Below are 20,064 nucleotides of genomic sequence, written 5' to 3'. Positions count from 1 at the left end.
GATGGCACTGGGCCGTGCATGGAAGACTTGTCATCATGTTGCGCTGGTTGACCGCAGGTGAGTCCCACGGCCCCGAGCTCGTCGCGATCCTTGAGCCTCCTCCTCGGTCCTGGCGTCGTGGTGGCTCACCTCGAAGGCGGGGACCAGGACGCCGCGCTCGATGGAGCCGTCGCCCAGGTTGGTGTCGGTGATGACGATGTGCGTGCTCAACGCGGGTCCCTCGAATCGCTGTCGGTGCGCGTCGCCGGAGCGGATCCGGCGAAGCTGGAGTCCTCGCCCAGGCCCTCGGGGCCCATGGCCAGGTAGCCGCCGTCCACGGGCAGTTCCACGCCGGTGATGAAACTGGCGTCGGAGGAGCACAGGAAGGCGATGGCGCGGGCCACCTCGTCCGGCTCGCCCAGGCGGCGCAGCAGGTGGAAGCGGCCCCAGACCGGTTCCCAGGCGGCCCGGTCGCCGTGCGCGGCCCGGCTCACCTCGGGCGTCCAGATCCATCCCGGGCTGACCGCGTTGACCCGGATGCCGTCCGGGGCGAGGTCCATCGCCATGCACTTGGTCAGCGTCAGGATGGCGCCCTTGGTGGCGTTGTAGGTCCACCGCGCGGGCTGGGCGACGTGGGCGGAGACGCTGGCGGTGTTGACGATCGCGCCCCCCTCGGCGCGGGCCAGCAGCGGATGCGCCGCCTGCACCACGTTGCTGATGCCCTGCACGTTGACGCGCAGCACCCGGTCCCAGTCGGCCTGCGTCACGTCCAGGCCCCGGGCCAGGAAGTTCACGGCGCAGTTGACCACCGCGTCCAGGCGGCCGTGCGCGGCCCCGATGCCGGCGACGGCCCGGCGCACCGCCTCACCGTCGCCGACGTCGACCACCTCGGCGGTGGCCGTGCCCCCCGCCCGCTCGATCGCCTCGCGGGTGGCGGCCAGGCCGGCCGCGTCGACGTCGAATCCGATCACGTGCATGCCGCGCGAGGCGAAGCGCAGGGCCGTGGCGGCGCCGATCCCCGACGCGGCGCCGGTCACGACGCCGACACGATCCGTCCAGTCCATGATTGTTCCGCCTTTCGGTCCGGCGTCCAGGTCAGCCGGACACCCACGCGTTGAGGAAGCTCGGCACGCTGTAGCGCAGCCGGGCAGGCTCGTCGAGGTCGATGCTGTGCACCCGCTTGGACCAGATGAAGCCGATCGGCGCGCTGGTCGTCCACACCCACGGGAGCTCGCTGGTCAGGACGGCGTCCGCCTCGTTCCACAGCTTCTTCTGCTCCTCCGGGGTCTTGGCGACGCGCGCGGCCTCGGCCTTCTCGTCGAAGGAGGCGTCCTTGAACCCGCCGGTGTTGAGGTCACCGCCCGAGTGCAGGAACCGGTACGGCAGCAGGTCAGGAGTGAGGAATCCGGCCATGGTCCAGCAGATCGACGCGTACTTCTTGCCGAAGAACTGCGCCAGCCAGGCCGAGCTCTCCAGCGCGTCCAGCTTCACGTCGAACCCGGCCGCCTTGAGCTGGGAGACGATGACGTCGGAGGCCGCACGGGCGTTGTTGCAGGTGTAGGTGAAGGATGCCTTCTTGCCGGTCTCCGTCTCGTACGCCTTGATCAGCTCCTTGGCCCCCGCGAGGTCGTACTGCGGGTCGGCCTCGGCGCCGTGGAAGGGGTTGCCCTCGGGGAAGAGGCTGACGGCGGGCCTGCCCAGGCCCTCTGTGGTCAGGTCGGCGATCTCCTGGCGGTTGAGCGCCTTCGACACCGCCTGACGTACCCGCTGGTCGTCGAAGGGGGGCCTGGTCACGTTGAGGATGATGCTGTCCTGGTCGCCGCCGACGCCCTGCACGAAGCCGACCTGGGTGTTCGCCTTGGCCGTCTTCATCAGCGTCGAGGAGGTGGTCGCCATCAGATCGACGTCCCCCGCGAGCAGCGCCTGGTAGGCGCTCTGCGGGTCGGCGATGGTCTTGACCACGACCTTGTCCAGATAGGCCTGCTTGTCCTTGTTCCAGTAGTCGGGGTTGCGGACCAGCTCCACCGGGCTGCCCGGCGACCACGACTGGAGCTTGTACGGCCCGACGCCGGCCGCGTGCGCGGTGTAGTCGTCGCCATACTGCTTCAACGCCGTCGGGGAGGCCACGTATCCGGCGGTGCCCGAGCCGTCGTAGGCGAACGCGTACGGCAGGTTGCTGAAGGGCTTTTTGACCTTGATGACGACGGTGATGTCGTCCTTGACCTCGACCGAGTCGACGGAGGACAGCAGCGCCGCGGCCGTCGAGCCTGCGGCCCTGTTCCGGTCGAGGTTGAACTTCACCGCCTCGGCGTCGAAGGGCGTCCCGTCGCTGAACTTGACGCCCGTGGGCAGCGTCATCTCCCAGCTCAGCTGGTCGGCGCTCTCGACCAGCGACTTGGCAAGGTTCGGCTGAGGCTGGTCGCCGATCTTCGGCACCGTCATCAGCGTGTCGTAGACCGCCGAGCCGATCAGCGCCATCGTGTTGGCCGAGCCCTTGGAGGGATCCAGGGTGAGCAGGTCGGCCCCGGCGGCGACGGTCAGGGTTCCCCCGGCCTTCGGTGCCGCTTCGGTGGCGGAGGCGCCGGGAGAGGTGGTGGTGGTGCCGCTCTGCACCGTGCAGGCGGCCATGGTGACCACCGCGGGCGCGAGGAGGAGGGCGAACGCCCTGCTCACGCGGCTACGCCGATATGGGACGCGCATTGACTTGCCTTCTTTCTCGGGGGGTGGTGAAGCCGATGTCAGCGGACGGCGGGCTCGAACGGGTGGTAGCAGGCGACCTCATGCCTCGGGGACAGTTCCTCCAGCGGGGGAGGAGCGGCCGTACACGCCGGGGTGACGGACGGGCACAGCGCGGCGAAGCGGCAGCCCGGAAGGAGCCGGCCGTCCACGTCGTCGGTCGCAGTCCTGGTGCGGATCCGGGGGGTGAGGTCGTCGGTCAGGTCGAGTGAGGGCACGGCGTCCTGGAGGGCGACCGAGTAGGGGTGGCGGGGACTGTTGGCGATGTCCGGCGCCGCGCCCTGCTCGACCACCCGCCCGGCGTACATCACGGCGGTCCGGTCGCACAGGGACGCGACGACGCCGAGGTCATGGGAGATGAACAGCATGGCCAGGCCCTGCTCGGTGCGCAGCTCGGCCAGAAGCTCCAGGATCTGCGCCTGGATGGAGACGTCCAGGGCGGAGACCGGCTCGTCGCAGACGAGCACCTCGGGGCGCAGGATCGTGGCCCGGGCGATCGCGGCGCGCTGGCACTGGCCGCCGGAGACCTCGCTCGGGCGGCGGCCGGCCATCTGCTCGGTGACGCCGACCCGGCCGAGCTCGGCCAGCGCCCGCGCGCGCCGTTCCCTCGGGGTGCCCTTGCCGTGAACCCGCAGCGGTTCCGCGACCGAGTCGAGCAGCGACCGCTTCGGGTTGAACGACGCGGCCGGGTTCTGGAAGATCGCCTGCACCGAGGCCCGCAGCCGCCGGTCGTGGACGCCCACGGGGGCGCCGTGCAGCGTCAACCGGCCGCCGCTCAGCGGGACCAGGCCGAGCATCGCCCGGGCCGTGGTGGACTTCCCGCATCCGGACTCCCCGACCAGGCCGAGGATCTCCCCTGGGTAGAGCCGCACGGAGACTCCCGAGACGGCTTCGGGGCCGCCGCCGTACCGCACGGAGCCGTTCTCCAGCGTGAAGATCGGTCGCTTCCGCTCCGTCATCGGCTCGCCTTTCCTGGGTGCCAGCAGGCGTACTCGTGGCCGGGGGCGTCGCCGAGCGCGAGCAGCGGCGGCTGCTCGTCATGGCAGCGCGCCGTGGCGTGCCCGCACCGGGGCCCGAAACGGCAGCCGGGGGGCGGGGCCAGCAGGTTGGGCGGCTGCCCGGGAATGGGACGGGGCAGAGATTGCTCCGCCGCCCGGTGCCGCGGGATCGCGGCCATGAGCGAGCTGGTGTAGTGCATGCTCGGCCGGGCGAAGACGGCCCGCACCGGGCCTCGTTCGGCGATCCGCCCGGCGTACATCACGGCGACGTGGTCGGTGTGGCGGCCGACGACGCCGAGGTCGTGGCTGACCATCACCAGCCCGATCCCGAAGTTCGCGCACAACTCGTCGAACAGGTCGAGGATGCGGGCCTGCACGGTGACGTCCAGGGCGGTGGTCGGCTCGTCGGCGAACAGCAGCTTGGGACGGCAGGCGACGGCCATCGCGATGGCCACCCGCTGGCGCATCCCGCCGGACAGCTCGTGGGCGCGGGCGTGGACCCGACGGGAGGCCTGCGGGATGCCCACGGTCTCCAGCAGTTCGACCGCCCGCGCCGAGGCCTGGCGGCGGGTCGCCCGGGGGTCGCGGCGGACCGCCTCGGCGATCTGCTCGCCGATCGGCGTGATCGGGTGCAGCGCGCTCAGCGGGTCCTGGAAGACCATGGCGACCTCGCGTCCCCACAGCGCCCGGCGGCGGCGTTCGCCGAGCTCCAGCACCGAGTGCCCGGCGATCACGACCTGGCCGCTGATCCGGGCCGAGCCCGGCCGGGTGAGCCCCATCGCGGTGCGGGCCAGCACGCTCTTGCCGGAGCCCGACTCCCCGACGATGCCGAGGCGTTCGCCGTGGCCGAGTTCGAGACTCACGTGGTCGACCGCGCGGACCGTACCGGCACTGGTCGGGAACTCCACGACCAGGTCCCTGATGCTCAGCAGCGTGTCGTCGGGGGAGGAGGTCATCGCGCACCTGCCGTCGCGGCGTCGGAACGGGACAGGAAGCGGTCGGCGATCAGGTTCAGGCCGAGAATGGTCAGCAGCATGAACATCGACGGCACCGCGACCAGGCGCGGATCCTCGCTGATGAAGATCCGGCCATTGTTGATCATGCTTCCCCAGGAGGGCCGCTCGGGTGGCACGCCCATCCCGAGGAAGCTCAGGCCGCCCTCGATGAGGATCGCCGAGCCCACGCTGACCAGCGCGTACGCCAGGATCGGCTGGAGGATGTTGGGCAGCACGTCGCGCACCACGATCGACCACGTCCGGGTGCCGATCACCTGACTCGCCTCGACGTACTCCCGGCCCGCCACCGACATGGTCTGCGCCTTGGCAAGGCGGACGAACACCGGCGTCATCGGCACCAGGATCGCGATCATCACGTTGCTGATCGAGGCTCCGAGGAACGAGGCCAGCGCCAGTGCCAGCACCAGCCCGGGGAAGGCGAGGATCACGTCCACGACGAAGGAGACGACCCCGTCCACCCAGCCCTTGAGGTAGCCCGCGAGCATGCCGAGCGGCACGCCGATGAGGGCGGCGGCCGCCACCGAGCCGAACCCGATCCCGAGCGAGATCCGCGCCCCGGACAGGGCTCGGGCGAGCAGGTCGCGACCGTAGTTGTCGGTGCCGAGCCAGTGCTGGGCGGAGGGTCCGACGAGCCGTTCGGTCGCCGACATGGTCTCGGTGTCGAGGTGGAGGAACAGCGGCAGCGCCAGAGCGGCGAGGGCGAGGAGCACGAGCCACGTCAGGGACAGCGCTTCGGTGAGCCGCCAGGCGCGCAGCCGCCGTCGCCAGGTGGCGCTCGCGGCTCCGGCCGCCGGGAGGAGTCCTGTGCTCACGCGACCGGCACCTCGCGCCCGCGCCTGACCTGGCGGCCCACCATCCGCGTCTTGCGCAGCCGGGGGTCGATGAAGCCGTACAGCAGGTCCACGACCGCGTTGATCAGCACGAACGAGGTGGCGGCCACCAGCACGACCCCCTGCACGGTGACGTAGTCGCGGGCGCTGACCGACTGGGCCAGGATCGACCCCAGGCCGGGCAGGCTGAACAGGTTCTCGATGATCACGCTCGACCCGATCAGCACGCCGACCACCACGCCGAGTGAGGTGGTGAGCCCGAGCAGGCTGGGCCGGAACGCGTGCCGCACGGCCATCCGCAACGGCGAGATCCCCTTGGCACGGGCGACGTTCATGAACTCCTGTCCGTACGTCTCGACCAGGTCGGCTCTCAGCACCCGCTGGTAGAGCGCGGCCGGACCGGCCGCGAGCGCGAGGGAGGGCAGCAACAGCGAGCCGAGGTTCTGCCCCAGCCCGGCGCCGATCGGGATGAAGCCGTTGGCCGGGTACAGCCCGAGCTTGATCGCGAACACCCAGATCAGCACGAACGCCAGGACGAAGGAGGGCACCGACACGGCCACGAACACCAGCGAGCTGATGCCGCGGTCCACCGCCGTGCCCCGCTTGATCGCGGCGACGGCGGCCAGGGGCACGGCCGCCGCGAGCGCGATGATCTGGCTGAGGACGATGAGCTCGACGGTGACCGGGATCCGCTGGAGGATGATGTCGGCGACCGGTTGCCGGTTGGCGTAGGAGCGGCCGAAGTCACCCCGCAGGATGCCGCCCAGCCAGGTCACGTAGCGGTCGGCCAGCGGCCGGTCCAGCCCGAGCTCCCGGTGCAGCGCCGCCACCGCCTGGGGGGTGCCCGCCTCGCCGAGGATCGCCCGTGCCGGGTCCCCCGGCAACAGGTTGAGGCTCAGGAAGCACAGCATCGACACCACGAGCAGCACGGCCGCCAGGCGGGCCAGCCGCAGCACGACCGTCCGCGTCCTCATCGCGGGCCCAGGTGAACGCGGACCGTGTGGCGGCCGGGACCGAGCCTGACCTGCCCGGCTGCCGCCGAGCCCCCCGCCTCCAGAGCACCCTCGGCCTCCAGTGCGGCGCCGGCCGGCGCGTGCACGGTCGCGTACGCGGCGCCGGGCACCTCCAGTTCGTGCTCGACGACTTCGCCGGACCATCTCCAGTGGCTGCTGATCGGGCCGGCCGGGCTGTCGTAGGCGGACCTGACCCAGTCGAGGTCGCGGGTGTAGGTGGCGCGCACGGCGACCTCGCCGGTCCAGGTGGTCTCCGTCGCGTCGATTCCCGCCACACCCTCGAACAGGTGACGGCCGACCGCGCCGAGGGCGCAGTGGTTGAAGGAGTTCATCTCGGCGGTGGCCAGCGTCCCGTCCGGCTCGATGCCGTTCCACTTCTCCCAGATCGTCGTCGCGCCCTGGCCGACCATGTAGAGCCAGCTGGGCATCTGGTCGCGGAGCAGCAGCCCGGCGGCGAAGTCCGCATGCCCGTGGGCGCTCAGGACGGGCAGCACGTGCTCGACGCCGTGGATCCCGGTGGTCACGTATCCGATCCGCTCGATGCTCTCGCGGAGCCGGTCGGCCATCGCCCGCGCCGCCTCGCCCCGCACCAGGCCGTACCCGACGGCCTGGGCGTAGGCGGTCTGGGTCGCCTCCTTGATGCTGCCGTCGGGCAGCAGGAACGCCTCCAGGTACGCGGCGCGGATCCCCTCCGCCCTGGCCGCGAGCCGGTCCGCCTCGCCGTCCTCGCCCAGCCACCGGGCGATCTCCGAAAGCTGGACGAAGGAGCGGTAGCTGTGCCCCGTCCCGACGATCGGCCGGGGAGTGGTCGAGTACGCGCCGGTGTACTCGAACCCGGTGTGCCGCTTCAGCCCCTCGCGCTCCGGCAGGGACAGCCAGTCCCCGAAGTCCGCGCCGGTCTGGTTGACGCGCAGGCCATCGGGGTTGGCGCGGTCGACGTGGCCGAGGAAGCGCACCATGGCAGGAAGCAGCCGCCGCGCGGCGGCCAGCTCGCCGTACCGCTGGACGAGCAGGTGCACCAGCCGGATGAAGCCGTCGGACCAGCCGGGCGCCCCCGGGCTGAGCGAGCTGGGCGGCACGGCCGGCGCGTAGTTGCGGATGACCCCCTCGGCGTCCTGGGTGTCGGCGGCGTCCTGCGCGAACTTGGCCACGAACGCGGAGACGTCGAAGTGGTAGGCGGCGGTCGGGGCGATCACGCCCGCGTCGCCCAGCCAGCCGTGCCGTTCGTCCCGCTGCGGGCAGTCGGTCGCGGCCTCCAGGAAGTTGTCCCGTACGGTCCACTCCACGTTGCTCGCCAACCGGGTCAGCCGGTCGTCGGAGCACTCGAACCAGCCGGTCCGGGTCGGCAGCCCGGTGACCGAGCGCGCCTCGATGGAGGTCTCCGGCAACACCTTGTACCCGCCGTGCGGCGTCGTCGACGGCAGCCCCCACACCTCGGCGTAGCGGAAACCGTGCATCGTGAACGAGGTCGAAAGGCTATGCGGCCCCCGGTCGGGAACGGTGTAGCGGTCCTCCTGGAAGGCGCCGCGCAGGTTGTCGCGGTAGACCAGCAGGTCCGGCGTGAGGATCTCGCCGTGCCGCACGATCAGCTCGACCGAGGGCGCGCAGGGGGTGGTGAGCCTGGTCCAGCCGACCAGGTTCTGCCCGAAGTCGAAGATGGCCGGGCCTCGCGCGTGCTCGTGGACCAACCGGCCGGGGTGGACCTGGTAGCCGGTGATCGAGTCGTGCGGCTGCGGCAGCACCAGCTCGGGCGCCCCGGCGAACGGCCGGGCCGGAGCCCAGGCGCTGTCGTCGAACCCGTTCAGGTGCCAGCCCCCGGGCTCCTGCCGCAGGTCCTGGATCTCGCCGCGCAGCAGGTCGGATGCCTGGAGGGCGCCGTGCCCCGTGCGCCATCCGCCGTCGGTGGCGAGGACGGGGACACCGTCGACCTCCAGTTGCGCCAGGAAGGCCGGCCGGTCGCCGTAGTGGCCGGGCTCGTTGAGCAGGCCGAGGCGTCCCGCGTACCAGCCCTTGGCCAGGACGGCGGTGAGAGTGTTGCGCCCGGGCCGCAGCGCCGCCGTGCCGTCGAAGGTCTGGTGGTGGACGCGGATGGCGTAGTCGGTCCAGCCGGGCCGGTACAGCTCGCCGGAGGTCAGTTCGACGCCGTTGAGCCAGAGGCGGTAGAGGCCGAGCGCGCTCGCGTACACCCGGACCGTGCCCACGTCCTCGACGTCGAACTCGCGCCGCAGGTACGGGCAGGGGTCCAGACTCTCACGCGGGAACGCCACCGGCTCGGCGGCGATCCACTCTGCCCGCCAGTCGGCGGGCGAGGTCAGCCCGACCTCCCACGACGCGACCTCGCTCGCAAGGCGCAGGCCGGAACGATCCACGGCGGTGACCATCCAGTGCAGCCGCTGCCGCGCGGCGGGCTCCGGCCCGCCGTAGCCCACCCATGGGCGCTCGCCGCCGCCCGACCACAGCACCGAGCCGTCCCGCAGCGCGCGCTCCGATTCGGCGACGGACACCTCGAATGAGGTGCCGGGATCTATCCGGGCGTCGGGCGCGACCGACCAGGACAGGCGCGGCGGCGTGCCGGGCATGCCCAGCGGATCGACGCGCCCCCCGGTGCGCAGCGAACCCAACGCCGAGCTTGTCTGCTGCCTCATCATCGCGAACTGCCCTTCTGGTTTTCGGCCCTCCGGAACGCGCCTCTGTAACGCACCGTTCACACGAGCGGAATCGTGCGCCACCTCGCATCGACCTGTCAAGGATGAGAACCGAAGTTCACATGGGTGAACTTTCCGTAGAGATTTGATCTACTATTTAGATCTTTGATAGCTAGTTTCACATATGTCTGATTTTGGTGTTAAGTGCATGATTAGGCGAATTCGGTTCATGTACATGAACATGGGTCCAACCTCTTGACCCTGCGCCGCACGGTGGGGCAGCATCGCGCCATTCGTTTCGATTACGGCGCGTCCGTCTGTGCGCGCGCCCCCGGTGCCCGGGGGCGCCAGGCCCGCCGGCGGCGCGACACGAAGATCACATGGTTCGGCACTCGGCGTCATGGGTCGAACGCGGATAGTAACTTCGTCGTGAAGTTGATCTATGAGGACGTCCCTCAGAGTGGGAGTTCAAGATTGATGTCACAACGATCCAGATCCGCGATCACCGCCCTGGCCTGCGCCCTGTCGGCGCTGCTGGCCGCATCGGGGACGCAGGTGGCGGCCGGTACGGGCGCGAGCGCCGCCACGTCCGTACGGCAGGCCGTCACGCGAGCCGCGGCCGCGCCGTGCGTCCGGCCGGGGCAGGCGACCTACCCCGTCAGCTACTACTGGAAGAACGCACTCGGCATGCAGCTGGGCAGCGGGTCGGTCTCGGTCGACACCTCCCCACCCCTGTGGGGCGGGCAGATCACGCCGGGCGGCACGTTCACCCTCACGCTGACGCACCGCACGGCCCGGTGGCCGCTACTGGTCAGCCGATACACCACCATGTGGGACCTGTCGTCACTGCTGGCCAACGCTGACGTCGTCAGCCAGTCGGGAGCCGGCTCCATCAGCGGCACCACCCTGTCGATCCCCTCGCAGGGCACCAAGACCGACCCATCCCCGAAGGTCATCACCTTCCAGGTGAGGCAGGGCACCATCGGGGGCTCCATGACCATCCGGCCGACCGGGATCAGCAGCGTCATCGCCGCCCCGGGCCAGCTCGGAGCCAACACCCCCGCCCCGCCGATCCAGATCGCCGGCGGGCAGTCCATCTCACCCACCAAGGCCGCCGACGACACCTCCACCACCACGCAGGGCACAGCCGTCAGCGTGCCAGTCCTGGCCAACGACACCGCGAACTCGCCGACGATCAGCGGTGTCACCAAGCCGGGCAACGGCACCGCGACGATCTCCGGTGGCAACGTGATCTACACACCCACCGCGGGCTTCAGCGGCCCCGACACCTTCACGTACACCATCACCACCGCCTGCGGGACCAGCACCGCCACGGTCACCGTCACGGTCACCTGCGACTACACACCGGTCAACCTGGTCAACGGAAGCTTCGAGTCGCCACCCGTGGCCACGATCAACAGCTCCATCCCCGACGCCTCCATCAACCCGAGCGTCGGCTGGCACACCACCGCCACCGACAACAAGCTGGAGTTCTGGCACAGCGGCCAGACCGGGGGCGGGAGCATCGCCGTCCCGGCGGCGGACGGCCAGCAGTTCGCCGAACTCAACGCCAACCAGGTCTCCACGCTCTACCAGGACCTTCCCACCGTGCCGGGAACACCGATGACCTGGTCGCTGTACCACCGAGGCCGCGCGGGCACCGACGTGATGCGGGTGCTCGTCGGCGCACCGGGCGCGACCGTGGCTCAGGTCCCCACCGGGGCCGCGTCCCCGGACATCTCCGACGGCAACACCGCCTGGGGCTTCTACACCGGGGTGTACATCGTGCCTCCGGGACAGACGACCACCCGATTCGCCTTCGAATCGGTGTCGGCGGCGGGGGGCAGCCAGGGAAGCGGCAACTTCCTGGATGGCGTGGTGTTCGGAACGCCGCCCTGCCTGTACCCGACCAAGAAGGCGGCGAGGACGGGCGGCTCCCCGGGCGCGCGCCTCAACCCCGGCGACGACCACTAGTAAGGCGGTCCGGGGACCACACCGAAGTGGGGTCCCCGGACGTCCCCCCGTCGCCGTCGTCACGCATCCGTCACCGCCAGGCCGAGCCTGGCGGTGACGGATGGGGACCGGAGGTCGTGCCTACGGCGTCCAGGGAGAGCTGACGACCCAGCTCACGTCGGCCGCCCACGAGGTGGCCGAGTCGAACGCATTGGAGCCGCCATTGCTCGCGATGTACACGGTGTCGTTGTAGTGGCGGATGAACCTGGTCGGGAAGTTGTACGACGCGAACGAGGTGCCCTGGCCGCTCTTGCCGGCCTGCGGGCAGAACGTCGCGTCGGAGCGGAACAGCGCGGTGCCGTCCATCGGCTGCCTGAACAGCTGGTAGTTCGAATGCCGCAGGAAGTCACCGGGGAAGTTCCTGGACTCGAACGACACACACGAGTTGTTCGCGAGGCCGCGGCGCACGATCCACGACGCGTCGCCCTTGTCGACGGCCGAGCTGCCGGACGTGATCACGGACGTGACCGCGTTGTTGTTCTGGTGGCGGATGTGGCGCGTCGTACAGCACGCCGTGGTCGCGCGCAGCGAGATCGTCGATCCCGGGTTCAGTGTGCCCCCCGCGACCGGGCTCGCCGCGCCGTATCCGACGGAGACGATGTTGGCCTGCACCGAGTTGTCGGCCGCGTCGGTCGGCAGACCCGCCGTCATGACGCCTTCGAAGAAGGATCCGATGGACCCGTTGCTGTTGTCGCCGCCCGTGCCGAGGACGATGGAGCCCTCCTGGTGCATCGGGGAGTAGCCGCCGCGCGTGGGCTCCGGTCCGGAGTACCGCGTCGTGAGGCCGCCCGATTGCGCGTTGCCGTCCTTGAGCGCGAAGAAGTTCTGGCCGTTGTTCTTCAGCAGCGCGGTCACGAACGGAGCGCTGTTGCCCGTGTTCGACGAGTTCTGGCTGGGGCCGGCGCTGGACTGGAAGAGGCCGTTCTCCAGATCCGCCTGAACCCAGGGGCCGGCTCCGTAGCACGGCGCGAACCAGCATTCCGTACCGAAGTTGATGGCGTCCATGTGGCCGTTGCCGGTGTCGGCGATCTGCACTTCCACGTTGCCGTAGTCGAAGCAGCACCTGTTGTTCACGTGGGTGCCTGACGTCACCATGTACATGCCTTCCGGCTGGCCGTTCACGGCGACGCCCGACGCGGCCGTGTGCCGGTAGCCCATGAGGCCCGAGAACGACGCCCCGTAGACCGTGTGCCCGCCGGCGGTCACCGGCAGCGCGTCCGCGGGGACGCCGGAATTGGCCGGCCCCGCCGTACCCGCAGGCTCGATGAACAGGTCGTTGTGGCGGGCGGTCTGGTCGTAGATGACCGTGATGACGCACGCCGTGTTCGCGCAGAACGAGTCCTGCGCGGCGGCGTTCGCGTAACCCCCGGCCGCCAGTAGGCCGATGTTCTGCGTGGCGTTGTCCGAGGAGCGCCGCACCTGGTAGAGATTGCCGCCGTAGGCCGCGAAGAGCGCTCGCGTGGTGCTGTGCGCGGCCACGCACGGCGTGCCGGCGGAACCGTAGATGTCGCAGGGGAGTGGCCCCGCGGCCTGGGAGACGCCGGGTAAGCCGACCAGCGTGCCGGCGATGAGCGCGACCGCCGTGGCCGCGAGCAGTAAAGCCTTTCTCACGCACTGAAGTCGAGACCGAACGATCGTGACCATTTCCGCTCCTGTGGGGGGTGACACGTGAATGCCTGAAGCGCGGATCAGCGATCGGCAATTTGTTAGCGCTAACAAATATGCCGTCGATTCGTGGAGTGCCGATGTCCGTTCGACTAGATCATCCCGCGCTTCTCACGGGGTAGGGGCTCGTCGGAGGTATTCCGGCTGGCGCTCCGTCGCGGCCCGCGATCACGAAGAGAGGGGCGAGCGCGCCATCCGAGCCCGGAGTGAACGCCTCCGGACCTCACTAATGTTTGCGCTAACATTTCACGGCGTCCATTGGGCATTTTCCACTCCTCCGGATCCCGGCGATGGTAACCCCGGTATGAGACGGCCACAAGTGCCATGCCGCGAACCCGCCGCCCGACTCTCGCCACGGCACGCCCTCGCGCTGGCCCGGCCATGTCCGGCTCCCCAAGACGCCCACCCGAGCGGATGTAACTTTCACGCCTCTGCCCACCGCTTGGCGCGGTCGCCGCGGCCGGTCCGCGCCGCCCGTCCCGCGCCGCGTCCTCGCGGCGCGGGAGCAGTGTGACCCAGGTGGCTGACTGCGAAACGTGAGGAGTCAGATCAACGGAAGGCGGCGTATTCCCGTCATGGTCGGTGCGGGCATGAACTCCACGGGGTCATCCGGATCGGTGCGCAGGGGATCGAACCGGTCGAGCAGGATGTTCAGCGCCACGCGTCCCTCCAGCCGGGCCAGGGGCACGCCGAGGCAGAAGTGGATGCCGTGGCCGAAGGCGAGATGCGGGTTGGGGGCACGACCGGGGTCGAAGGCGACGGGGTCGGGGAACTGCCGAGGATCTCTGTTGGCCGATCCGAGCCAGACCATGACCATTTGATCGGCCGGTATCGTCACGCCGCCGAGCTGGGCTTCGCGGGTGGTGGCGCGGCCGAGCAGGGCGAACGGGGTGAACAGGCGCAGGGATTCCTCGATGACGGCCGGGATCGAGGCGCGGTCGGCCCGCACCCTGTCCTGCTGCTCGGGGTAGGCGTCCAGGCAGAGCACGGTGTTGCCGAGCAGCATCGTGGTGGTGATGTGCCCGGCGAGCAGGAGCACGATCGCGAAGTTGACCACCTGGTCGCCGGGCAGCCGTTCGCCGTCCACCTCGGCCTCGACCAGCCGGGTGAGCAGGTCGGTGCGCGGCTGCCGTTTGCGTTCCGCGGCGTGGGCGGCGAGATAGTCGGCCATTTCCTTCCACGGTCCCAGCGTGGCCTGGACTTCCGCCTTCTGCGCGTCGGTGGGCTCGGCGAGTGAGACCTTGGTATCCCGCTGGAACAGCGCGTCGGCCCATCGCTTGAACAGGGCGCGATCGCTGCTGGGCACCCCCAGCAGTTCGGCGATGACGATGACGGGGAGCGGGTAGGCCAGATCGGTCACGAGTTCGAACCGGCCGCGATCGCGCGCCGCGTCGAGCAGCTCGTGGGTGAGGGCGGCGATCCTCGGCTCGAGATCCGCGACCACCTTGCGGGTGAAGGCGCTGCTGACCAGCTTGCGCAGCTTGCCGTGCTCCGGCGGGTCGATCTGGGTGATGAAGCCGTCGAGCGAGAACTCCTCGCTGTCGGGCTTCATGCTCTCGGGGACCACGCGCAGGGTGTCGGAGGAGAACGTCGCGGGGTCGCCGAGGACCTCCTGCAGTTCGGGGTAGCCGTAGACGTTCCACATCCCGGCGCGGGCGTCGAACTCGACCGCCGGGCCCGATCGCGGACCGCGCAGCCAGAAGAGCTGTTCGGGGATGTTGTAGCGCTTGACGATGTCGGTCATCGTCTCTCCTTGGTCGTGATTTCACTGCGGCAGAGCACGCGCTCGGAACATGACCCGGTACCCCGTGGCCATGTTCCGCCGCGCCGGCAGAGCTTGGAAGTCGACCCTTTTCCGCGTTCATTCGGCGCTCCGGTTGTCGTCTCCCTTCTTGCGGTATTCATGCCAGCGCTGGAGGAACTCGTCCGCGTCGCGCTCGGTGAAGGCGAAGAACTCCTTGGTCTCCTTCAGCCGCTCCCGCTGCTCGGGCCGAGCGTCGCCGATGACCGACATTCCGAACTCCAACGCCTCCAGGGCCGGTCGCAGGGCGTCCATCTGGACCCGCATGACGTGCGCCCATCCGCCGCTCACCACCTGGTAGCGATGCTCGCGGTTCGGCGTGGGGACGCGCTCGATCATCCCGGCCATCTCCAACTGCCGGGCGACCATGCTGATCGCGGTCTTGCTCACGCCGAGCTGTGCGGCCAGCTCGGTGAGCGACTGGTGGGGCGGCTCGCAGATCAGCAGCCACGCGTGCAGGCGGCCCATCGTCCGCGTCGCGCCGAGACGATGAGGGCCAGGAGCGCCGCGACGATCCAGGAGGAAATCTCCATGAGGGACGCCTCGGAGACCAGTGACCTGGCGCTGGCCACGGTGGTTACCAGTCGTAAGTAGCCTCATGATGCTTCACTATTGACCCCCACCGGCAAGAGCCTCATTCCCCCCGCGCTGGCCCTCGCCGGCTGGGCCATCGAGCACGTCGCGCACATCGAGGCCAGCCGAGAGGCCTACCAGGCCCGAAACCGATGACCCGATGCCCGTGCCCAGCCAGGGCCGGTATGACGGTGGCGGTCATGGCGCCCGTTCAGCGTGATCGCAGAAATGCCAGTGTGCGGTGCAGCAGCAGCGTGGCGGCGCCGGCGTCGTAGGACGGCAGCGAGCTGTCGGCGAAATAGTGCTGGTCGCCGGGATAGAGATACAGCTCGGCGTCGGGGGCCTCCTCGACGAGCGCGCGGGCGGCCTCGGCGTCGCCCTCGTCACGGAAGACGGGGTCCGCGTCCATGGCGTGGATCCGTACCGGGACCTCGGCGGGCCACGGCCCGAAGTAGGAGGTCGGAACGCACGAGTACACGAGCACGGCGCCGCGGGCGCCGGGCCGCGTCTGGGCCAGTCTCTGCGCGTTCAGCACCCCGAGCGAGAACCCGACGAAGACGACTTCGGCCGGTAGGCCCGAGACGGCGCGGGTGCCGCGATCGAAGATCTCCTCGACGCCGAGCTGTTCCGAGTACGCCACGCCGGCGTCCAGCGTGTCGAAGGTCCGGCCGTCGTACAGGTCGGGCGTATGGACGGTATGTCCCTCGCCCCGGAGTTCCTCGGCGAAGCCGATCACGCCCGGGGTGAGGCCCTGGGCGTGATGAAACAGGACCACTTCGGCCACGGTGACCACCTCCATGACGGCATCCGAGGATACCCGCCTGGCACGTATCGCCGCGGGACCGGCCCCGTCAGGCGGCGCCGGTTCGCGCCGCGGTGACCACCATCGCGGTGTAGCGCATCGTGAAGCGACCTCCCACGGCGTCGACGGCGGCTCCGATGCCCGCCAGCACCTCCGCCTGACTGGCAGGCGGGAACTGGGAGTGGACACCGGAAGTGGGCAGCTGGTCCAGCCACTCGTCCCGGGTGTAGGACCGTTCCCAGTCGAATAGCCACTCCTCCGGGTCGCCGAACGCGCCCGTCGCCCGTACCCCGTCGGCCGCCCTGGTGCTCAGCACCGAGTACCCGTCCGACGCGGCCTTCATCCGGGGGGCGAGCGAGTCGGGCATCACCCGGCGGTAGACCTCGGAGAAGGCTTCCACCAGGTTGGGCGGGGGCTGGAACGCGTTCCAGAACACGGCCAGCCGGCCGCCGGGCCGCAGCGCGTCCGCCGCCTTCGCCGCTCCCGCGACCGGGTCCACCCAGTGCCAGGCCTGCCCGGAGACGACGGCGTCGAACAGCCGGCCGGCGGGATCCCAGGCTTCGAACGCCGCGACCTCGACCTCAAGCCCCCGCTGTCGCGCCCATTCGGCCATCCGCGCGTCGACCTCGACCCCGAGCACCCTGCAGCCGGCCGCCTGGAACTGCCGGGCGGCGATGCCGGTACCGCAGCCGACGTCGACGACGTCGGGGCCGGGGCTCGCGGCGACGACGCGGTCCACCATGGCGCCGGGATAGCGGGGCCGGGTCCGGTCGTAGCGTTCGGGGTCAGAGCCGAATGACTCTGCCAGCTCACGGGCCTGATGAGGCTCGCGCTCGGAGAAGGGCACTCGTTCCGGAGGTACAGTGGGCATGTGCCCACCATAGTGGGCAACCGCCCACTCGACAACCGGGTGTGCCTTGGCGACGAAAGGGATGGATGCACGGTGCCGACAGGGGTGGCCATTCGCGACGCGCGCGAGCAGCTGTTCGACGCCGCCGAGCGTGTCCTGCTCCGGGACGGGCCGAGCGCGCTGACGAGCCGGGCGGTCACCACGGAGGCGGGCTGCGCCAAGGGCGTCCTGCACCGGCACTTCGCCGACTTCGACGGCTTCCTCGCCGAGCTCGTGCTGGACCGCATAGCCCGGATCGACCACCAGGCCGCCGCGCTGCGCGACTCCGCCGGGACCGGCACCGTCGCCGGCAACCTCACCGGCGCGCTGACGGACCTGTTCGGGTCGGTCGCCGTGGCGATCGTCGGCCTCGTCATCTCCCGGGACGACCTGCGCGCCCGGCTGCGCCAGGCCAGGCCGACCGGCGTCCCGCTCCTGACGGAAGCCGCGGCGATGATCGCCTCCTACCTCAGCGTCGAGCGCGAACTGGGCCGCATCGCGGCGGACGCCGACGTCGACACGCTCGCTCCCGCGCTGATCGGCACCGGGCACCTGCTCTTCGCCGACCGCAAAGGCACCCCGCCGGAGCCGGGTGCCGTCCACAAGGCCGTGGCCACCGTCATCGCCGACGTCGTGCAGAGACGGCTTCTGTGAACGGTCCAGCGGCTGGGAACCGGCCGCGCCCAGGAGCGGCGGGCGTGGAGGTCCGCTGAGCCTGCCTTCCCCCGAGGGCATGGGCGAGGTCACGCCGGGTGGTGACCCCGAGCTTGGTGTAGATCTTCTGCAGGTGGTTGTCGACGGTGCGCACCGAGAGGACCAGGGTCTGGGCGATGTCCTTGCTCGGGGTGCCGCCGGCGGCCAGAAGCGCGATGTCACGCTCGCGCGCGGTCAGGGGAACGGCCTCGTGGCCGGTGGCCAGAAGAGGTGTGTCCGCGCCTTCGCAGCGCGCCCTCAGCTCCGTGGCGCGTGCGGCCGTCCCGCCAGCCATTCCACACGTGCCCGGCTCAGCGCGTTCCACGTCGCCCCCTGGCCTGCGGCTCGCCCGGTGAGCAGGCCGGCGGTGCCGCGCGCTCCGATCTCACGAGCCAGCGCGAGCCGGCCGTCCTCCGCCGCCGCGTGCGTGAGCGGGAGCACGTAGGTGAACGCCGGGGAAGGCGGGGCCTGCTCGTCCCGCGGATGCGCCCGGTGGGCGCGCTCGGCCGCCTCGGCCAGGGACCACGCCTCACGGGTACGGCCGAGCAGCGCCAGCGCGGTCGCCTTCGACGAGGTCGCCCACAGCCACCCGTTCACCTCCTTCGCCCGGAGTTCCTCCCGCGGAAGCGCGTCCAGCAGCCGCACTCCCTCGGCGGGCCGGCCGGACATCGTGATCATGGTCGCCCTGTCGATGAGCAGGAGTTCGCGGTCGGCTCCATGGGGGACGCGGGAGAGCGCCTCGTCGTTGAGTTCGAGGGCCTCCTTCGTCCGCGCGCCCATCCAGAACAGGTTGTGGGTGCGCAGCCTGGTCGCGACCCGCCGTTCCCGTTCCGTGGACGCCTGCTCGTACGCGCCGGCAAGCACCGCCTCGGCCTGCCGGCACTGGCCCGTCTCCATGAGTGCCTCGCCGTACAGGAGCCGGGATCCGGTCGTGTGATGTTCGGTGTCCACCGTGCTCAGCAGGGCGAGGACGCGGGCATGGTCGCCGGCGCGGCGAGCCGTGGCCGCACCCCGTACGAGCAGGGCGGGGTCGGCGGTGCCGGTGGCCGCCAGCCGCCAGGAGGCGATGCGCAGCGCGTCGTCGTCGCGGCGGGCGCCATGAGCCTCGATCCGCTCGGCCTGGCGCAGCAGCATGGCCCGGCGCCTGATCAGGGGGGTCTGCGCGCGCAGAACCTTCCCGTACAGGGGGTGGGCCAGGGTCAGGCTGACACGCCGCCCGTCACCGGACGCGCGGATCACCCCGGCCCGTTCGAGGTCGATCAGGGTCTGGGGGAGGGCGTCGACGTCGAGCGGTCCCAGCGGCTCGCACAGCGCGAGAAGCTCCAGGAACCGACGTCCCGTGCCGCCGGCGCACGCCAGCCGCGCGTTGATCAGCTCGGTCAGTCTGGGCGTGTGCGTCGGCGAGCCCGTGGCCAGTTCCCACAATGTCCCCTCGCTCGCGAGTGCCCCGGCGCGGAGGGCTCCGAGGACCAGTTCGCGCAGGTAGAGCACGTTGCCGCCGGACGCGGTGAACAGCTCGTGCAGCGTGCGCCGTCCGACGGGTCCGCCGAGCACGGTCCGAAGCAGCTCCTCGACGGTGTCCTGGTCGAGTTCGGCCAGGTCGACCCGGTGTACCGAGTCCTCCCACCGTATGAGTTCCATGGCGGCGGTGACGGGCCCGTCCGTACGGATCGTCCCGATGAGGAAGATCAGGCCGACGTCCATGAGCTGCCTGGTCAGCACGACAGAGGCCGGGTCCAGCAGCTGCAGGTCGTCCACCAGCACCACCAGCCTGTTCCGCGCCGCCTCGGCCGGCGCCTTGGACACCGAGACGAATCCCGCCACCGGGCCGGCGGGGTCGACGTCGTACGGGAGCAGGTGGGCGATCGTCCCGAACGGGATCCTCGCCGCCGGCGCGCTCGCCGCCGCTCGCACCGCCTCGTATCCCTGGTCCACCGCCGCCGTCACGCACTCCTCCACCAGCCGTGACCTCCCGACGCCGGAGGGTCCGCACACCACGAAGCCCTGGATCCACGGATCGGCGAGCACCTGAGCGAAGCGCGTCAGCTCGTCGTGGCGGCCGACGAGCGGCCAGCGCCCCGTCAGCGGGTACGGGCCGGTGGACGTCTCGCCCATGGCGGCGGCGCCGGTCCATCGCCTCGTCGGTCCGCCGTTCGACCCTCGGCCTGCCGGAACGCCGGGACGCCGAGGGTACGTGACGTTGATCATTACGCTCCGCCTTTCCACGGTGGACGTTCCCCACGATGCGAAAGGCGGATTGAAGATTTCTTGCCGTTCCCTTGGGATCCGGTCCACGGGCCTTGAACATTGATCCCGCATCCGCCCCCGGTCCTCGCAGCCTCCTTGTTCACTACTCTGTGGTACCGTGTAGTGGTACTCGGTACTACAAAGTACCAGGAGATCGAAGAGGA

At 70.5% G+C, this 20,064-nt stretch carries 17 protein-coding genes; 2 read left to right on the top strand and 15 right to left on the bottom strand.

Annotated features, from left to right (window positions below):
- Positions 1-33: 33 nt before the first annotated feature.
- The 8 genes from AB0B89_RS10350 to AB0B89_RS10315 form a co-directional block, all read right to left on the bottom strand.
- Positions 34-210 carry a hypothetical protein gene (locus tag AB0B89_RS10350; RefSeq protein WP_358550732.1) on the bottom strand — a complete coding sequence of 59 codons (177 nt, stop codon included), beginning with the start codon at positions 208-210 and terminating at the stop codon, positions 34-36.
- A complete protein-coding gene (locus AB0B89_RS10345; protein ID WP_358550730.1) occupies positions 207-1,043 on the bottom strand; it encodes an SDR family oxidoreductase in 837 nt (278 codons plus the stop codon). Before AB0B89_RS10345 ends, AB0B89_RS10350 begins: the two co-directional genes overlap by 4 nt.
- Positions 1,044-1,074: 31 nt before the next feature.
- Positions 1,075-2,652 (bottom strand): ABC transporter substrate-binding protein, encoded by a 1,578-nt coding sequence (locus AB0B89_RS10340; protein WP_358550728.1) that lies wholly within the window; start codon positions 2,650-2,652, stop codon positions 1,075-1,077.
- 65 nt (positions 2,653-2,717) lie between these two features.
- Positions 2,718-3,674 carry an oligopeptide/dipeptide ABC transporter ATP-binding protein gene (locus AB0B89_RS10335; RefSeq protein ID WP_358550726.1) on the bottom strand — a complete coding sequence of 319 codons (957 nt, stop codon included), beginning with the start codon at positions 3,672-3,674 and terminating at the stop codon, positions 2,718-2,720.
- Complete coding sequence (locus AB0B89_RS10330; protein ID WP_358550724.1) at positions 3,671-4,669, bottom strand: ABC transporter ATP-binding protein; 999 nt, start codon at positions 4,667-4,669, stop codon at positions 3,671-3,673. The genes AB0B89_RS10335 and AB0B89_RS10330 overlap by 4 nt, the downstream gene beginning before the upstream one ends.
- The gene (locus AB0B89_RS10325) at positions 4,666-5,541 is read right to left on the bottom strand and encodes an ABC transporter permease (RefSeq protein ID WP_358550722.1); all 876 of its coding nucleotides are present in this window, start codon (positions 5,539-5,541) and stop codon (positions 4,666-4,668) included. The genes AB0B89_RS10330 and AB0B89_RS10325 overlap by 4 nt, the downstream gene beginning before the upstream one ends.
- On the bottom strand, positions 5,538-6,533 hold the full coding sequence (locus AB0B89_RS10320) for an ABC transporter permease (protein ID WP_358550720.1): 996 nt from the start codon (positions 6,531-6,533) through the stop codon (positions 5,538-5,540). Before AB0B89_RS10320 ends, AB0B89_RS10325 begins: the two co-directional genes overlap by 4 nt.
- Positions 6,530-9,217, bottom strand: coding sequence for a family 78 glycoside hydrolase catalytic domain (locus AB0B89_RS10315; protein ID WP_358550718.1), 2,688 nt, complete (start codon positions 9,215-9,217; stop codon positions 6,530-6,532). Before AB0B89_RS10315 ends, AB0B89_RS10320 begins: the two co-directional genes overlap by 4 nt.
- Positions 9,218-9,694: 477 nt before the next feature.
- On the opposite strand from AB0B89_RS10315, the gene AB0B89_RS10310 reads away from it, so the two are divergent.
- Complete coding sequence (locus AB0B89_RS10310; RefSeq protein ID WP_358550716.1) at positions 9,695-11,191, top strand: Ig-like domain-containing protein; 1,497 nt, start codon at positions 9,695-9,697, stop codon at positions 11,189-11,191.
- Between the two features lie 120 nt (positions 11,192-11,311).
- On the opposite strand, the gene AB0B89_RS10305 is transcribed toward AB0B89_RS10310, so the two are convergent.
- From AB0B89_RS10305 to AB0B89_RS10285, 5 genes are all read right to left on the bottom strand, one after another.
- Positions 11,312-12,841, bottom strand: coding sequence for an alpha-L-arabinofuranosidase B (locus tag AB0B89_RS10305; protein ID WP_358550714.1), 1,530 nt, complete (start codon positions 12,839-12,841; stop codon positions 11,312-11,314).
- A gap of 598 nt (positions 12,842-13,439) precedes the next feature.
- Positions 13,440-14,639 carry a cytochrome P450 gene (locus tag AB0B89_RS10300; protein ID WP_358550712.1) on the bottom strand — a complete coding sequence of 400 codons (1,200 nt, stop codon included), beginning with the start codon at positions 14,637-14,639 and terminating at the stop codon, positions 13,440-13,442.
- 117 nt (positions 14,640-14,756) lie between these two features.
- Entirely contained in the window at positions 14,757-15,164 is a 408-nt protein-coding gene (locus AB0B89_RS10295) for a MarR family transcriptional regulator (RefSeq protein WP_358550710.1), read from the bottom strand.
- Between the two features lie 316 nt (positions 15,165-15,480).
- Complete coding sequence (locus tag AB0B89_RS10290) at positions 15,481-16,068, bottom strand: dienelactone hydrolase family protein (RefSeq protein WP_358550708.1); 588 nt, start codon at positions 16,066-16,068, stop codon at positions 15,481-15,483.
- A 52-nt stretch (positions 16,069-16,120) separates the two neighbouring features.
- Complete coding sequence (locus AB0B89_RS10285; protein ID WP_358550706.1) at positions 16,121-16,942, bottom strand: class I SAM-dependent methyltransferase; 822 nt, start codon at positions 16,940-16,942, stop codon at positions 16,121-16,123.
- Positions 16,943-17,014: 72 nt separating this feature from the next.
- On the opposite strand from AB0B89_RS10285, the gene AB0B89_RS10280 reads away from it, so the two are divergent.
- Positions 17,015-17,614, top strand: coding sequence for a TetR family transcriptional regulator (locus AB0B89_RS10280; protein WP_358550704.1), 600 nt, complete (start codon positions 17,015-17,017; stop codon positions 17,612-17,614).
- Here AB0B89_RS10280 and AB0B89_RS10275 read toward each other — a convergent pair.
- Both AB0B89_RS10275 and AB0B89_RS10270 read right to left on the bottom strand, forming a co-directional pair.
- A complete protein-coding gene (locus tag AB0B89_RS10275; protein WP_358550702.1) occupies positions 17,580-17,948 on the bottom strand; it encodes a helix-turn-helix transcriptional regulator in 369 nt (122 codons plus the stop codon). The genes AB0B89_RS10280 and AB0B89_RS10275 overlap by 35 nt on opposite strands.
- Positions 17,912-19,768 (bottom strand): hypothetical protein, encoded by a 1,857-nt coding sequence (locus AB0B89_RS10270; protein WP_358550700.1) that lies wholly within the window; start codon positions 19,766-19,768, stop codon positions 17,912-17,914. Before AB0B89_RS10270 ends, AB0B89_RS10275 begins: the two co-directional genes overlap by 37 nt.
- Positions 19,769-20,064: the final 296 nt, after the last annotated feature.

It is taken from the genome of Sphaerisporangium sp. NPDC049002 (assembly GCF_040649355.1).
Taxonomy (GTDB): Bacteria; Actinomycetota; Actinomycetes; order Streptosporangiales; family Streptosporangiaceae; genus Sphaerisporangium.
The sequence above is the reverse complement of the archived record's forward strand: the minus strand, read 5'-3'. Positions and strand labels throughout refer to the sequence as shown.

Coding starts and splice junctions, on each gene's coding strand:
- AB0B89_RS10345 (WP_358550730.1), bottom strand. CDS start 1,043: ATGGACTGGACGGATCGTGTCGGCGTCGTGACCGGCGCCGCGTCGGGG.
- AB0B89_RS10335 (WP_358550726.1), bottom strand. CDS start 3,674: ATGACGGAGCGGAAGCGACCGATCTTCACGCTGGAGAACGGCTCCGTG.
- AB0B89_RS10330 (WP_358550724.1), bottom strand. CDS start 4,669: ATGACCTCCTCCCCCGACGACACGCTGCTGAGCATCAGGGACCTGGTC.
- AB0B89_RS10320 (WP_358550720.1), bottom strand. CDS start 6,533: ATGAGGACGCGGACGGTCGTGCTGCGGCTGGCCCGCCTGGCGGCCGTG.
- AB0B89_RS10315 (WP_358550718.1), bottom strand. CDS start 9,217: ATGAGGCAGCAGACAAGCTCGGCGTTGGGTTCGCTGCGCACCGGGGGG.
- AB0B89_RS10310 (WP_358550716.1), top strand. CDS start 9,695: ATGTCACAACGATCCAGATCCGCGATCACCGCCCTGGCCTGCGCCCTG.
- AB0B89_RS10300 (WP_358550712.1), bottom strand. CDS start 14,639: ATGACCGACATCGTCAAGCGCTACAACATCCCCGAACAGCTCTTCTGG.
- AB0B89_RS10295 (WP_358550710.1), bottom strand. CDS start 15,164: ATGGGCCGCCTGCACGCGTGGCTGCTGATCTGCGAGCCGCCCCACCAG.
- AB0B89_RS10290 (WP_358550708.1), bottom strand. CDS start 16,068: ATGGAGGTGGTCACCGTGGCCGAAGTGGTCCTGTTTCATCACGCCCAG.
- AB0B89_RS10285 (WP_358550706.1), bottom strand. CDS start 16,942: ATGCCCACTGTACCTCCGGAACGAGTGCCCTTCTCCGAGCGCGAGCCT.
- AB0B89_RS10275 (WP_358550702.1), bottom strand. CDS start 17,948: ATGGCTGGCGGGACGGCCGCACGCGCCACGGAGCTGAGGGCGCGCTGC.
- AB0B89_RS10270 (WP_358550700.1), bottom strand. CDS start 19,768: ATGGGCGAGACGTCCACCGGCCCGTACCCGCTGACGGGGCGCTGGCCG.